Annotated in this window: 12 protein-coding genes; 8 read left to right on the top strand and 4 right to left on the bottom strand. The window is 64.9% G+C overall.

Going from position 1 to position 14741, the window contains the following annotated elements; all coding sequences use genetic code 11:
* Positions 1-17: 17 nt before the first annotated feature.
* The gene (locus DY468_RS03555) at positions 18-1823 is read right to left on the bottom strand and encodes a PHA/PHB synthase family protein (protein ID WP_164602457.1); all 1806 of its coding nucleotides are present in this window, start codon (positions 1821-1823) and stop codon (positions 18-20) included.
* Positions 1824-2056: 233 nt separating this feature from the next.
* Between DY468_RS03555 and DY468_RS03550 the strand changes: the two genes are divergently transcribed.
* From DY468_RS03550 to DY468_RS03515, 8 genes are all read left to right on the top strand, one after another.
* A complete protein-coding gene (locus DY468_RS03550; protein WP_246700871.1) occupies positions 2057-2452 on the top strand; it encodes a hypothetical protein in 396 nt (131 codons plus the stop codon).
* 184 nt (positions 2453-2636) lie between these two features.
* Positions 2637-3857 (top strand): LL-diaminopimelate aminotransferase, encoded by a 1221-nt coding sequence (locus DY468_RS03545; protein WP_164602456.1) that lies wholly within the window; start codon positions 2637-2639, stop codon positions 3855-3857.
* Between the two features lie 77 nt (positions 3858-3934).
* Positions 3935-5260, top strand: coding sequence for a homoserine dehydrogenase (locus tag DY468_RS03540; RefSeq protein ID WP_164602454.1), 1326 nt, complete (start codon positions 3935-3937; stop codon positions 5258-5260).
* A 59-nt stretch (positions 5261-5319) separates the two neighbouring features.
* Positions 5320-6324 (top strand): class II fructose-bisphosphatase, encoded by a 1005-nt coding sequence (glpX, locus tag DY468_RS03535; RefSeq protein ID WP_164602453.1) that lies wholly within the window; start codon positions 5320-5322, stop codon positions 6322-6324.
* Between the two features lie 12 nt (positions 6325-6336).
* Entirely contained in the window at positions 6337-6780 is a 444-nt protein-coding gene (locus DY468_RS03530) for a GNAT family N-acetyltransferase (protein WP_164602452.1), read from the top strand.
* A 118-nt stretch (positions 6781-6898) separates the two neighbouring features.
* The gene (locus DY468_RS03525) at positions 6899-7627 is read left to right on the top strand and encodes a haloacid dehalogenase type II (protein ID WP_164602451.1); all 729 of its coding nucleotides are present in this window, start codon (positions 6899-6901) and stop codon (positions 7625-7627) included.
* 205 nt (positions 7628-7832) lie between these two features.
* The gene (gene recJ, locus DY468_RS03520; protein WP_164602450.1) at positions 7833-9674 is read left to right on the top strand and encodes a single-stranded-DNA-specific exonuclease RecJ; all 1842 of its coding nucleotides are present in this window, start codon (positions 7833-7835) and stop codon (positions 9672-9674) included.
* A 504-nt stretch (positions 9675-10178) separates the two neighbouring features.
* Positions 10179-11867, top strand: coding sequence for a methyl-accepting chemotaxis protein (locus tag DY468_RS03515; RefSeq protein WP_164602449.1), 1689 nt, complete (start codon positions 10179-10181; stop codon positions 11865-11867).
* Between the two features lie 65 nt (positions 11868-11932).
* Here DY468_RS03515 and DY468_RS03510 read toward each other — a convergent pair whose 3' ends face one another.
* The 3 genes from DY468_RS03510 to DY468_RS03500 form a co-directional block, all read right to left on the bottom strand.
* Positions 11933-12223, bottom strand: a complete 291-nt coding sequence (locus DY468_RS03510; protein WP_164602448.1) for a hypothetical protein — start codon at positions 12221-12223, stop codon at positions 11933-11935.
* A gap of 85 nt (positions 12224-12308) precedes the next feature.
* Positions 12309-13427 carry an FUSC family protein gene (locus DY468_RS03505; RefSeq protein WP_164602447.1) on the bottom strand — a complete coding sequence of 373 codons (1119 nt, stop codon included), beginning with the start codon at positions 13425-13427 and terminating at the stop codon, positions 12309-12311.
* A gap of 17 nt (positions 13428-13444) precedes the next feature.
* Complete coding sequence (locus tag DY468_RS03500) at positions 13445-14674, bottom strand: lytic murein transglycosylase (RefSeq protein WP_164602445.1); 1230 nt, start codon at positions 14672-14674, stop codon at positions 13445-13447.
* Between the last annotated feature and the right edge of the window lie 67 nt (positions 14675-14741).

Raw genomic sequence — 14741 nt, 5'->3', positions numbered from 1 at the left:
CGAAGCCGTAACGTCTCCTACGACCGTACCTTGACGTAGCTGCCCGGCGCGTCTTCCAGCGGTGGGTAGGCTTCGTTGCCGATCGTGCGGGCAGGGACCTGCTCGTCGTCGAATTGGCCAATCCAGGCACGCCAATCCGGCCACCATGATCCCTTGTGTTCCTCGGCGCCGCTGAGCCAATTGGCGACCGAACCGGCGAGGATATCGGGGTTGGTCCAGTACTGGTACTTGTTCGCCGCAGGTGGATTGATGACGCCGGCGATGTGGCCGGAGCCCGACAGCACGAATTTCACCGGACCGCCGAAGAACTGCGAGCCGTACAGCACCGACTCCGCCGGCGCGATGTGGTCCTCGCGGGTGGCGAGGTTGTAGATCGGCACCTTGACCTTGGCGAGATCGAGCGCCGTGTTGTCCAGCACCATGGTGCCGGCCGAAAGCTTGTTGTCGAGATAGCAGTTGCGCAAGTAGTAGGAGTGGTTCGCCGCCGGCATCCTTGTGGCGTCGGAATTCCAGTGCAGCAGGTCGAACGCCTGCGGCGGCTGGCCCTTCAGGTAGTTGTTGACGACGTAGGACCAGATCAGGTCGTTCGGCCGCAGCATGTTGAAGGCCATCGCCATCTTGGCGCCTTCGAGCACGCCGGTGACCTTCATCTCGCGTTCGACCGCGGAAATCTGCTCCTCGTCGACGAACACCATCAGGTCGCCGGCGTGGGTGAAATCGACCTGCGTGGTCAGGAAGGTCGCCGAGGTGACGCGCACCCGGCGGCGCTCGGCGAGCCAGGCCAGCGTCGAGGCGAGCAGGGTGCCGCCGACGCAGTAGCCCAGCGTGTGCACCTTCATCTCGCCGGTGACCTTCTCGACCACGTCCATCGCGGTCAGCGGGCCGAGCTTCATGTAATCGGCGAAGTCCTTGTCGGCGAGACTCTTGTCCGGATTGACCCAGGAGATCACAAACACCGTGAGGCCCTGGTCGACGCACCACTTGATGAACGATTTCTCCGGCTTCAGGTCGAGAATGTAGTACTTGTTGATCCACGGCGGCACGATCAGCAGCGGCGTCCGCTGCACCGTCTCGGTGGCGGGCTCGTACTGGATGAGCTGCATGATCTCGTTCTGGAAGATCACCTTGCCGGGGGTCACCGCCATGTTGACGCCGACCTCGAGCCCGGCCGGGTCGGATTGGCGGATCTTCAGATGGCCGCGGCCCGACTGGATGTCGTCGGCCAGCATCTTCATCCCGCGCAGCAGATTGTCGCCGCTGGATTCGAGCGTTTGACGCGTCAGTTCCGGATTGGTCATCACGAAATTGGACGGTGCCAGCGCCGTGGTGAGCTGCTGGACGTAGAAAGCAGCCTTGCGCTTGGTGTGCGGGTCGATCTCCGCGTTTTTCACCAGCTCGTCCGCCCATTGCGTGGTGAGCAGGTAGGCCTGCATCAGGAAGTCGTAGAACGCATTGGTTTTCCATTCCGGCGCCGCGAACCGCTTGTCGCGCGGCGAGGGCGCGATCGTCGGTTCGGCCTGCTGGCCGGCGAGACGCTTCGAGGCCGCGCCCCACAGCTCGAGATACGACTTGCCGAGCCGCTGCTGCAGCTCGTTGGCGCGGCCCTGATCGGACAGCCAGTAATTGGCGACGCTGGAGAAGCTCCGCACCATTTCGGTCAGGCCTGGGGGCGGATGACCGTCCGGCGGTACGGCGCCGTTTTGCGACTTCATCATCGTCGCGAGGGCCTGGCTGCCGCTCTCCATCGCTTGCGTCAGGTTCCGGGCGAACGCGTCAGGATCGAATTTCGGGGTAGCCTGGGGGTCAGCGAGCTTGTCGGTCATGAAACAACACTACAGTCCAGTATGAAAATTCCACTGAGATTTGTCGTCGCGGCCACCGGATGATGGCATAGTTCTGGAAACGCCGCTGATTTCGATGTGCTGCAGTGCGACAAATTGCGCTTGATTTAGCCACATTGACATCCCACTGAGGCGGTCGGGTCGGTCAATGTCGCTGTTCGGTGCTGGCCGCTTCGAGGCGAATTGAGCTAGGGTCTAATCCGCGAGTGCGACGATTGTTGCGGCCGGCGACGGTCGAGAAGGCGGGCCGCGTGAAGGCGAGCATGGTGAAGCGAGTGGCAGGCACGGGTGGATGGGTGCGACTTGGCATGCGGGCTGCTGTGGCGGCCGGGCTGGTCGCGGCCGGCTGCGCTCTCGGCGGCTGCTCGGTTTCGCTGTCGGATATGCCGCTGGTCGGGAGCAGCGACGCCCCCGCCAAGGCCAAGCAAGCCGACGCCTTTCCGGCCGTGAACGATTTGCCGGCCAACCGTGACGAGGCCGTACTGGCCCCGGCCGAGCGCAACAAGATCGAGCAGGAATTGATTGCGGCGCGCGAACGCCAGGCAAATGCAAATGCCGGCACCACGCCGCCGGCGGCTACCGCGGCCGCCAGAACGGCGGCGTCGAAGTAGCCGGACCGACGCCGCCATTGACCACCCGCCGCCGGGGCAGGTGACGACCGCGCGCAGGCTGCATGTCAGCTTCGCCGAAAACAGCCGTAAATTCGAACGAATCAGGGCGTTGCTGCACGTTTATCGGATTCCCCTCCGATCAAGAACGCGGTAACGATCCCACCGTTACCCGGAGTCGAGGACCATGGAAGAATTTTACCGCATCCGCCGTTTGCCGCCTTATGTGTTCGAGCAGGTCAACCGGGCCAAGGCCGCCGCGCGCAACGCCGGAGCCGACATCATCGATCTCGGGATGGGCAATCCGGACCTGCCGGCCCCGCAGCATGTCCTGGACAAGCTGAAGGACACCCTCGGCAAGCCGCGGACCGACCGCTACTCCGCCTCCCGCGGTATCACCGGTCTCCGCAAGGCCCAGGCCGCTTATTACGACCGCCGCTTCGGCGTGAAGCTGAATCCCGACACCCAGGTGGTCGCGACCCTCGGCTCCAAGGAAGGCTTCGCCAACGTCGCCCAGGCGATCACGGCGCCCGGCGACGTGGTGCTGTGCCCGAACCCGAGCTATCCGATCCACGCTTTCGGCTTCCTGATGGCGGGCGGCGTGATCCGTTCGGTGCCGTCCGAGCCGACCCCGGATTTCTTCGCCGCGGCCGAGCGGGCGATCATCCATTCGATCCCCAAGCCGATCGCGCTGATCGCCTGCTATCCGTCGAACCCGACCGCCTATGTGGCCAGCCTCGACTTCTACAAGGATCTGGTGGCGTTCGCGAAGAAGCACGAGATCATGATCCTGTCGGATCTGGCCTACGCCGAGGTCTATTTCGACGACAACAACCCGCCGCCGTCGGTGCTGCAGGTGCCGGGCGCGATGGACGTCACCGTCGAATTCACCTCGATGTCGAAGACGTTCTCGATGGCCGGCTGGCGGATGGGCTTTGCGGTCGGCAATGAGCGCATCATCGCGGCGCTGGCGCGGGTCAAATCGTACCTCGATTACGGCGCCTTCACCCCGGTCCAGGTCGCCGCCACCGCGGCGCTGAACGGCCCGGACGACTGCATCAAGGAAATGCGCGAGACCTACAAGAAGCGCCGCGATATCCTGGTCGAGAGCTTCGGCCGCGCCGGCTGGGAGATCCCGCCGCCGTCCGCTTCGATGTTCGCCTGGGTGCCGCTGCCGCCGGCCTTCCGCGAGATCGGCTCGATGCAGTTCGCTACCCTGATGGTGGAGAAGTGCGGCGTCGCGGTGTCGCCGGGCGTCGGCTTCGGCGAGCACGGCGAGGGCTTCGTCCGCATCGCGATGGTGGAAAACGAGCAGCGCATCCGCCAGGCGGCGCGCGGCGTCCGGCGCTTCCTTGAAAGCGGCGTCGAAACGTTGCACAACGTCGTGCCTCTCGCGGTTCAGCGATAGGCCGTCATTGGAGGCCGCCCGCCGGCCTCCGGGTCTTTCCCCAAGAAACGCCGGTTCCGGCAGCAGGTCAGCGCGTCATGGTCGCGCCACTCAGAGTGGGTATTGCGGGTCTCGGCACCGTGGGTGCCGAAGTCGTCCGCGTCATCGAACGGCAGGAGCGGACCTTGTCCGCTCGCTGCGGCCGTCCCGTGCGCGTGGTCGCGGTCACCGCGCGCTCTAAAGCGAAGAAGCGCGGGCTCGATCTTGCCGGCATCAAATGGGCCAAGAGCCCGCTGGCGATCGCCACCGATCCCGAGGTCGACTGCTTCGTCGAGCTGATCGGCGGCGCCGGCGATCCGGCCGGCCCGGCGATCGAGGCGGCGCTGGCTGCCGGCAAGGCCGTTGTCACCGCCAACAAGGCGCTGATCGCCAAGCACGGCCTCAAGCTCGCGTCGCTCGCCGAGAAGCACAATGCGGCGCTGAACTACGAAGCCGCCGTCGGCGCCGCGATCCCGGTGATCAAGACGCTGCGCGAGGGGCTGGCCGGCACCGACATCGACCGCATCTACGGCATCCTCAACGGCACCTGTAACTACATCCTGACCCGGATGGAGCAGGAGGGGCTGTCGTTCGACGACTGCCTCGCCGACGCCCAGCGGCTCGGCTATGCCGAAGCCGATCCGACCTTCGATATAGACGGCCACGACACCGCGCAGAAGCTGGCGATTCTGGCCAGCCTCGCATTCGGCACCAAGGTGTCGGAGAGTTCGGTTTACGTCGAAGGCATTCGCTCGATCACGCCGGAAGACCTCCGCGCGGCCGACGATCTCGGCTACCGGGTCAAGCTGCTCGGCGTCGCGGTCCGCACCGCCAAGGGCATCGAGCAGCGGGTGCATCCGACCATGGTGCCGAAGACCTCGTCGATCGCTCAGGTGATGGGCGTCACCAACGCGGTGTCGATCGATGGTGACGGCATTCCACCGATCACCCTGGTCGGCGCCGGCGCCGGCGCTGCTGCGACCGCCTCGGCGGTGGTGGCCGATATCGCCGATGTGGCGCGCGGTATTCGTGCCGTCCCGTTCGGCCGGCCGGTGGCCGGGCTGAAGGCGACCGCGAAAGCGCCGATGCAGCGTCACGAAGGCGGCTATTACTTGCGGCTGTTGGCGCGCGATCACGCCGGCACCGCCGCGACCATCGCCAAGCGGCTGGCCGAACAGGACATCTCGATCGAGTCGATCGTGCAGCGGCATCCGAACCGCAGCGTCGATGCCAACGGCAAGGCCGCTAAATCGTCGGTTCCGGTGCCGGTGATCCTGATCACTTACGCCACCGCGGAAGACGCGGTGCGCCGCGCGCTGCAAGCCGTGCAGCGCGACAAGGTGATCAGCGGCCGGCCGCAGGTGATCCGGATCGAGAAGAACTGAGTTGTAACATTCGAGCCCCCGCCACAAGCGCGGGGGCGCTGTTTTGAGGAGCTGGGCCGATGTCGACCACCATTTCTGTTCCGCCGCAATTGTTGCTGGAACGCATCCTGACCCTGGAGATCGTGCGCGTGACCGAGCGCGCCGCGGTGTCTGCGGCACGGCTGCGCGGCCACGGTAACGAGAAGGGCGCGGACCAGGCCGCGGTCGATGCGATGCGCCGCGAGCTCAATAAGATGCCGATCGAAGGCACCATCGTGATCGGCGAGGGCGAGCGCGACGAAGCACCGATGCTGTTCATCGGTGAAAAGGTCGGCGCCGGCATCAACGCCGGTCCGAAGGTCGACATCGCGGTCGATCCGCTCGAAGGCACCACGCTGTGCGCCAAGAACATGCCGGGCTCGATCGCCACCATGGCGATGGCCGAAGGCGGCACGCTGCTGCACGCGCCAGACGTCTACATGCAGAAGATCGCGATCGGTCCGGGTTACGACAAGAACGTGATCGATATCGATGCGCCGCCCGAAGACAACATCCGCCGCCTGGCAAATGCCAAGGACGTGTCGGTGCACGACATCACCGTGCTGGTGCTCGACCGGCCCCGCCATGCCGAACTGATCGCCAAGATCCGCGCCACCGGCGCCGGCGTCCAGCTGATCACCGATGGCGACGTCGCCGGCGTGATTCACTGCGCCGATCCGGACAACACCGGCGTCGACATCTACATGGGTACCGGCGGCGCGCCGGAAGGCGTGCTGGCCGCAGCGGCGCTGCGCTGCATCGGCGGTCAGATGCAGTGCCGGTTGCTGCTCGACACCCACTCCAAGCGCAACCGCGCCGAGTCGATGGGCATCGAAGATCCGAACTTTGTGTACCAGATCGAGGACATGGTGAAGGGCGACTGCCTGTTCGCCGCCACCGGCGTCACCGATGGTTCGCTGCTCTCCGGCGTCAAGTTCCGCAAGGGCGTGATCCAGACCGAAACCGTGGTGATGCGGTCGGTCACCGGCACGGTGCGCTACATCAAGGCGGACCACCGCCAGCTCGAAAAGTTCCACCTCGATTAAGGAGATCGTCGGATGGCCGTCGAGATTCGTCCCGTCGGCCCCGACGAGCGGGCCGCCTGGGAGCCGCTGTGGGCCGGCTACCTGGAGTTCTACAAGGCGACCCTTGCACCCGAGGTCTCCGACGTCACCTGGGCGCGGTTTCACGATCCCGCCGAGCCGATGCATCTGCTCGGCGCCTATGTCGACGGCACGCTCACCGGCATCGTGCAGTTCATTTATCACCGGTCGTGCTGGACGGTCGGTGATTACTGCTATCTGCAGGACCTGTTCGTCGCCGACACCGCCCGTGGGCTCGGCCTCGGCCGCAAGCTGATCGAAGCCGTGTACGCGCGCGCCAAAGCCGACGGCTGCAGCCGCGTGCACTGGCTGACCCAAACCGGCAACACCACCGCACGTCTGCTCTACGACCGCATTGCCGAGGATTCCGGCTTCATGCAGTATCGGAAGGTGCTTTAGTAATACACGCTATCGTCATTGCGAGCGAAGCGAAGCAATCCAGACGTAACGTGTGCGGACCTGGATTGCTTCGCTTCGCCCGCAATGACGCGTAAATGCGTCGCAAGGGAGGACAACGATGGCCGGAAGAGCCGAACCGACAAACGTGCAAGCCCTGCTGTTCGACGTGTTCGGCACCGTGGTCGACTGGCGCAGCAGCCTGATCGACGATCTCTCGGCCTACGCGGCTGGGCGTGGCCTCGAAGGCGACTGGACCGGATTGATCGATGGGTGGCGGAAGGCCTACGTGCCGTCGATGGACGCCGTGCGCAACAATCCGCAAGCCGACTTCCTCACCCTCGACGAATTGCATCGGCGCTCACTGGAGCGGCTGGTGGGCGAGTTCGGCATCAAGGGACTGACCGAGGACGATATCAATTACATGGTCACCGGCTGGCATCGGTTGAAGCCGTGGCTGGGCGTCGTCGCGGCCCTGGAGCGGCTGAAGACCAAGTACATTCTGGCACCGCTGTCGAACGGCAATGTCGGGCTGTTGACCCGGATGGCGAAAAACGCCGGGCTGCCGTGGGATCTGGTTCTCGGCAGCGACGTCTTCAGGCACTACAAGCCGGATGCGGAGAACTATCTCGGTGCCGCCAAGTTGCTCAATCTGCAGCCGGCCGAGGTGATGCTGGTCGCCGCGCACAATTACGATCTTCAGGCCGCTCAGGCCCTGGGCTTGAAAACGGCATTCATCCCGCGACGGACCGAATACGGCCCCCTGCAGACGATCGACTTCGATGCCACAGGCGACTGGACCATCGTGGCCGACGATCTGGCGGGCGTCGCCGACCAGCTTGGGTGCTGATCCGAGAGAAGGTCAATCCTCTCCGTCACTGCGAGGAGCACCCAGATCGTCCTTCGCGTCGTCCGAGTACAGGCTCCGCGACGGCGCAATCCGGTTCTGTGCACTGAGGTGGAGTGCTTCGTTCCGCTCGCAGTGACCGTCAGGGGAGCGGGCAACCCTCCTGGCGGTTTGCGCCATCGGTCCTTCGTGCTTATCTGCGCGGACCATGACGCCGCCCATTTCCATTTTGCCGCCCGAAACCGTGCCTGCATTTCTCGGCGTGACCCGCTCGGCCACCGGCAAGGCGTGGCGCGACCGGCTCGACGTGCGTGCCACTGCCAAAGCGCAGGCGATGGTGCAGCGTTATCAATTGCCCGAGATGCTGGCGCGGGTGCTGGCCGGGCGGGGCGTCGAGATCGACCAGGTCGAGGACTTCCTTGATCCGACGATTCGCAAGCTGATGCCCGATCCGGCCTCGCTGACCCAGATGGAAGCCGGCGCCAAGCGGATCGCGGATGCCGCCTCACGCGGCGAGCAGATCGCGATCTTCGGCGATTACGATGTCGACGGCGCGACCTCGTCGGCACTGCTGGCGTGGCACTTGCGTCACTGCGGGCTTGATCCTCTGATCCACATTCCCGACCGCATCTTCGAAGGCTACGGCCCGAATATCGACGCGATTCGCATGCTCGCGGGCAAAGGCGCGACGCTGCTGATCACTGTCGACTGCGGCACAACCAGCCTGGAGCCGCTGGCGGAAGCACGGCGGCTCGGAATGGGCGTGGTGGTGATCGATCATCACCAATGCGGTGACGAGCTGCCCGAGGTCGACGCGCTGATCAATCCGAACCGGCCGGACGACCTGTCGGGGCTCGGTCATCTCGCCGCCGTCGGTCTGGTGCTGATGACGCTGGTCGCGGTCAATCGCGAGCTGCGGCACCGCGGATTCTGGACCACCGAGCGGCCGGAGCCGAACCTACTCGACATGCTGCATCACGTTGCGCTCGGCACGGTCGCCGACGTGGCGCCGCTGATCGGATTGAACCGCGCCTTCGTCGCCAAGGGCTTGATCGCGATGCGACGGCGCGACCATGTCGGCCACACCGCGCTGATGGACGTGGCGCGGCTGAACGGACCGCCGGAGGCGTGGCATCTCGGCTTCATGCTGGGGCCGCGGATCAATGCCGGCGGCCGAATCGGCCGGGCCGATCTCGGCGTCCGGCTGTTACTCGAATCGGACGTCTCCGAAGCGGCCCGCATCGCAGCCGAACTCGACCGCCTCAACAGCGAGCGCCGCGAGATCGAGCAGAAGGCCGAGGCGCAGGCGGAAGCCGAGGCGATGGCGTCGCTCGGCCTCGAGGACAAGGGCGCGGTGATCGTCACCGCGTCCGAAGGCTGGCATCCCGGCGTGGTCGGGTTGGTCGCCTCGCGGTTGAAGGAGAAGTTCGGGCGGCCTTCGTTCGCGATCGCGCTGGAGCCCGGCGGCATCGGCACTGGTTCCGGCCGATCGATCTCCGGTGTCGATCTTGGCAAGGCGGTGCGCCAAGCCGTGCACGACGGCTTGCTGCTGAAGGGCGGCGGCCACGCCATGGCGGCCGGCGTGACGCTGCGGAAAGAGCGGCTTGCAGAATTCCGTGCGTGGCTGGAAACGACGCTGGCGGCCGACGTCGCCAAGTCGCGCCACGTCAACGAGCTGTATGTCGACGGTGCGGTGTCGGCGCGCGGTGTCACGACAGAGCTGGCGGCGACGCTGAACCGGGCAGGGCCGTTCGGCGCCGGCAATCCGGAGCCGATCGTGGCACTGCCGGCGCATCAGCTCGTCTATGCGGACGAGGTCGGCCAAGCCCATCTGCGGCTGCGCTTCAAGGCCGGCGATGGCGCGATCGTCAATGGCATCGCGTTCCGCGCCGTCGGCCAGAAGCTCGGCAACGCCCTGACCGAGAACCGCGGTCAGACGCTCCACGTCGCCGGCAGCCTCAGCGTCGACCGCTGGCAAGGTGCCGAGCGCGTCCAGCTCCGCGTCATCGACGTGGCGGTGCCCGACGCCGGGCCGGCGATGATTCGTTAGCAGGCGATTATTTCGCAGCTAATTCCGTTCGGCGGTCTACCCGCGTCAGCGCTGAGTCGTTCGATCGGTTCTGCTGCGTAGAATCGCCAGTCCGTTGGTGCCTGTAGCTATTATCGCTGTGATCATAAAAACTGATGGGTGGCGATCGTCGATTGATGTGACGACTCTGGGTGTCTGTATTTGTACTAGGTCTACTGGTTTGATAATCGGTTGTGGAGCCTTGAGTTGCGCAATGCAGAATTGAAAACATCCTGTTATTTCAAGTAATTTCGGATTGTTTACTAATTGTTGTAGGCGCGGGGTGAACTTGATCCCGACATGGCGATGAAAGCCTCGCGCGTTAGTGTTCTGCGGGTACGGGCATGGCTTGCTTGTGAGACGATCAACTCATCTGTCCTCTTGTTTTCGATGTATCGACGGCAAGGTGATTGCTGATCTGCCATCTGTTGGCTGTGTCGAAAGAGGCGTTTTGCCGAGTTGCTCCAGAAGGAAAGAACAACGACGATGCTGTCTTCACTGCTCAACCTGAAGACCTCTTATAAGCTGGCAGGTATCTTTTTTCTGATCGCGTTCGTATCGCTCGCTGCCAATGGGCTGATCGTCCGCAACCTGGCGACCCTCGCGTACAACAACGAGATGACGACCCATACCTACAAGGTAATGGACAACGCCAAGGGGATTGTCGCTGCCATGGTCGATGCCGAAACCGGCTTGCGCGGCTATCTGATCAGTGGCGAGGACAAATTCCTCGATCCCTATCGCAGCTCGGATAAACTGTTCAGAGCGTCGTGGGACGAAACCAAAAGGCTCACCTCGGACAATCCCGCGCAGCAGAAGCGGCTCGATCAGATCGCGGCATCCGCCGCTGAATGGCACAAGAATGTCGCCGAGCGAGAAATCGGCCTGATGAAGTCACGGAATGTCGACGAGGCGCGCGCAGTTGCTTCGTCAGGGATCGGCAAGAAGTCGATGGACGCGATACGCACGGAGGTCGATGCCCTCGTGGCGGCCGAGGCTTCGCTGCTGTCTGTCCGCGCCGAGGCCGCGGCCGCGGCGCTGTCGTCATCTTACACCGCGATCATCGTCAGTGCCGTGGTGATGGTGGTGATCATCGTTGCGGGTCTTTTGTTCCTCGGCCGTGCGGTCACTCGCGGCATCGTCGACATGACGGCGGCGATGGGGCGGCTCGCGCAGAACGATTTGAGCGTCGATGTCCCGCATGCCGAACGGCGCGACGAAGTCGGCAAGATGGCGGCGGCCGTTCAGGTGTTCAAGGACAATGCCATCCGCGTCCGTCAGCTCGAAGCCGAGCAGCAGGAAGCGGAGCGTCGTCAGGCCGAGCAGCGTCGATCCGAGATGATGAAGATGGCGAACGGCTTCGAGGCCGCCGTCGGCGAGATCGTCAACACGGTGTCGTCCGCCTCGACCGAGTTGGAAGCCTCGGCGAGCACGCTGACGCAGGCCGCCGATCGTGCCCAGCATCTCAGCTCGACGGTGGCGGCTGCCTCTGAAGAGGCGTCGACCAACGTGCAGTCGGTGGCTTCGGCGACCGAAGAGCTCAGCTCGTCGATCAGCGAGATCAGCCGGCAGGTGCAGGACTCCGCTCGGATCGCTGCGGATGCGGTCAATCAGGCGCGCACCACCGACGACCGAGTCAGCGAGTTGTCGAAGGCGGCGACCCGGATCGGCGATATCATCGAGCTGATCAACACCATCGCCGGCCAGACCAATCTGCTCGCGCTCAACGCGACGATCGAGGCCGCGCGTGCCGGCGAGGCGGGACGAGGCTTTGCGGTGGTTGCGTCCGAGGTGAAGGCTCTCGCTGAGCAGACCGCCAAGGCGACCGGCGAAATCAGTCAGCAGATCTCCGGGATCCAGGCGGCGACCAACGACTCGGTGACTGCCATCAAGCAGATCACTGGCACGATCGAGCAGTTGTCGGAGATTGCCTCGACGATCGCTGCGGCGGTCGAAGAGCAGGGCGCTGCGACGCAGGAAATCTCGCGCAACGTGCAGCAGGCTGCACAGGGCACCCAGCAGGTCTCCTCGAACGTGATCGACGTCCAGCGCGGCGCGACCGAGACCGGTTCGGCGTCGGCGCAGGTTCTGTCGTCGGCGCAGTCGCTGGCCAAGGACAGCTCTCGGTTGAAGGGCGAAGTCAGCCGCTTCCTGGATACCGTGCGCGCGGCATAACCAACGGAAAATGGTCCGGGACGCGCCGGTTCGCGTCCCGGATCGACTTCAAGCGTGGATCTTGATCAGGTGCAGATTTCGCCCTGCATCACCAGTTCGCGAAACAGCTCGACCGCTTTAGGATTGAGCGCTCCCTCGTCGGGCAGCACGAGTGGCAGGTCCGGCGGCGCCAGGATGGCGAACTGACGGCCCCATTCGTAGACCCAGGCCAGTCCGTCCTGAAACATCACCTCGTCATCGTAGCTCGGTGTGCGACCTGACCGGGCTTCGGCGAAGCCGCGGCGGAAAGTGGTGTTCCAGACGATTTCGTCGAGCGGAGCTTGAAAGGTCTCGGCCTGAGGGCGCACGTCGGTCATGGCTCAAATCCGGCGATACATCCTGAAGAAAGGGCGGAAAGGGTATTATTCCACGGCTTGGCCGGGGCAAAACCCTGACTTTCGGTCAATCGCCCCGATCGTGTTTGGCTGGGATCAGATAGGCCGGGATCAGCCGGCGGATCAAGCGGGCCGTCATATGGCGAAAGCCCGGGTGGTGCAGGCAGACGCCGCCGATCAGGCCGACCACACAGCCGACAACGGTATCGATGAACCGCGCTTCGATGATCTGGTGCGCCGGCTCCTGGCCGAGCGTGACGGCGTCGGCGAGGAAGATGGTGAGCGGCGTGATGAAGATCACTGCGAAGCCGTAGTGCCGGATCACCGCCGTCTCGATGACGAAGCTGAGCGCGATCACCGCAAATGCGATGCTCCATTTCTCCAGCGGCAGGGCCAGCAGCACCGCGGCGAGGCCGAGGCCGATCGCGGTGCCGAGCAGGCGGTGCAGATGCCGATTCCAGATCGCGCGCACCGACAAGCCCTGGATCACGGCGAGGCAGCTGACCGGTACCCAATATGGCCGCTCGAGCTGCAGGGCCTGAGCCAGCGCCAGCGCCAGGCCGACGAAGATGCCGATCACCACGGAGTCGAGCACGATGTGCTCGAAATCGTCGATCGCCAGCGGCGGCACCGGCAGCGGATCGCGGATCCGCAGCACGACGATCGAGTAGATCATCGCAATCAGGGTCGCGAGCAGGCCGCCCAGCACGAACAGCCCCGCCTTCAGCGGCAGCTGCATCAGGTCGCCTGGCGTATAGGCGGCGATCGCAGCGGCCATCACGAAGAACATGCTGCCCGGTGGTCCCACCCGATAGAACCGGCACAGCATGGTGACAACGATCGCCGTGAAGGTGATCGCCGGCACCAGCAACCACGGCAGCAGATGCACCACCAGCCCGAGCGTGTAGCAGGCGGCATAGCCGAACCCCGCCGCCATCATCGACACCATGCGATGGTGCAGCGGCGTGCGCGGCAGATACAAAAACGCCATGCCGCCGAGCGAAGAGATCAGGCCGTAGTCGAGATGATCGAAGTAGGCGCCGATCAGCATCGGCACGCCGGCGGCGAGCGCCGCCGAGAACGGCATCTGCCAGGGCCGGTCGCTGGGATTGAAGGTGACGAGCTCGCGCCACTCCTCGTGCGCCAGCGCCTTGATCCGGTGCCACGTCCAGTGATGTTGAACCATCGAACAGCCTGCGGCCTCTATCCACCCTGCCGCAGTCGCGCCAGCACCTTCAGGCCGCCGTAGCCGTCGGCGGGCGATAGGCCGGTCTTGAGCTGAAAGTCGCGGATCGCCTTCATGGTGTCGTTGCCGACCCGGCCGTCGGTGCCGCCGGTGTCGAAGCCGGCGCGGGTCAGTCGGGTCTGCATCTCCTGCACCTCGGCGAGCGTCAGCGCGCGCTCCGATCCGGGGAAGGGATGGATGAACGGGCTGCCGCCGAGAATGCGGTCGCCGAGGTGGCAGATCGCCAGAGCGTAGTTCATCGACGGGTTGTAGCTCTTCACTGCGTAGAAGTTCGGCCCGATCAGGAATTTCGGTCCGCCCTCGACCGGCACCCACATCGTCGCGCTGGCCGAGGAATTGGGAAACGGCTGGCCGTCGGCGCGGGAGACGCCGGCGCGCGACCACTCCGAATATGTGCGGCGACCGCTGACCGCGCCGCCGGGGCTCTCGACTTCGTAGCCCCAATGCTCGCCGCGGTGATACTTGCCGCGCCGGACCAGATACTTCGCGGTCGAGCCGAGTGCGTCGTCCGGCCGGCCGAACGGCGACACCCGTCCGTCGCCGTCATAGTCGATGCCGACGTTCAGCCACACCTCGGGCATCCATTGACTGTGGCCCATGGCGCCGGCCCAGGAGCCGCGCATTTCTTCGGGTGTCGACCAGCCCTTGTCGACGATCCGCAGCGCATTGATCAGCTCGGTTTCCCAATACGATCGCCGCCGCGGCTCGCGCCACGCCAGCGCGGCGAGGGACGGAAATACCGGCCGCATATGGTTCTGCTGCACCAGCGGATCGCCATAGGCGCTCTCGACGCCCCACAGCGCCAGCAGCGTGCCGCGCTCGACGCCGAAATCCCGCTCGATCCGGGCGAACAGCGCTTCGTTCTTGCGCAGCGCCTCGCGGCCGGCGGTGATCCGCCAGTCCGACACCCGCCGGTTGATATACTGCCAGAGCTGCTCATTGAACTCAGGTTGCTTCTGGAAGTTCTTGAACACGCTCATGTCTGGTTCGAGCGAGCCCATCACCCGATCCCAGGTGCGCGGCGAGATGCCCTTGGCGAGCGCCTTCGCCCGGAATGCGTCGCGCCATTCGTCGAAGCCCGCCGGCGCTGCGACGGCCGTGACCGCCGGCAGCATCGCCGACACGCAGAGTCCGATTTGCAGCAGGCGACGGCGGGTGAGGGAAGCGTGGGAATCGTGGTTGGCCATGCTCGCCAGTCTACGGCATTGCCGGCCTCTCCCAAAGCCGCCGCACCATTCGGGCATGCTCTCGACC

This window comes from Rhodopseudomonas sp. BR0M22 (assembly GCF_010907035.1).
In the GTDB taxonomy this organism is placed as follows: domain Bacteria; phylum Pseudomonadota; class Alphaproteobacteria; order Rhizobiales; family Xanthobacteraceae; genus Rhodopseudomonas.
Note: the sequence above shows the minus strand (reverse complement) of the source record. Positions and strands in the feature narration are given on the sequence as shown.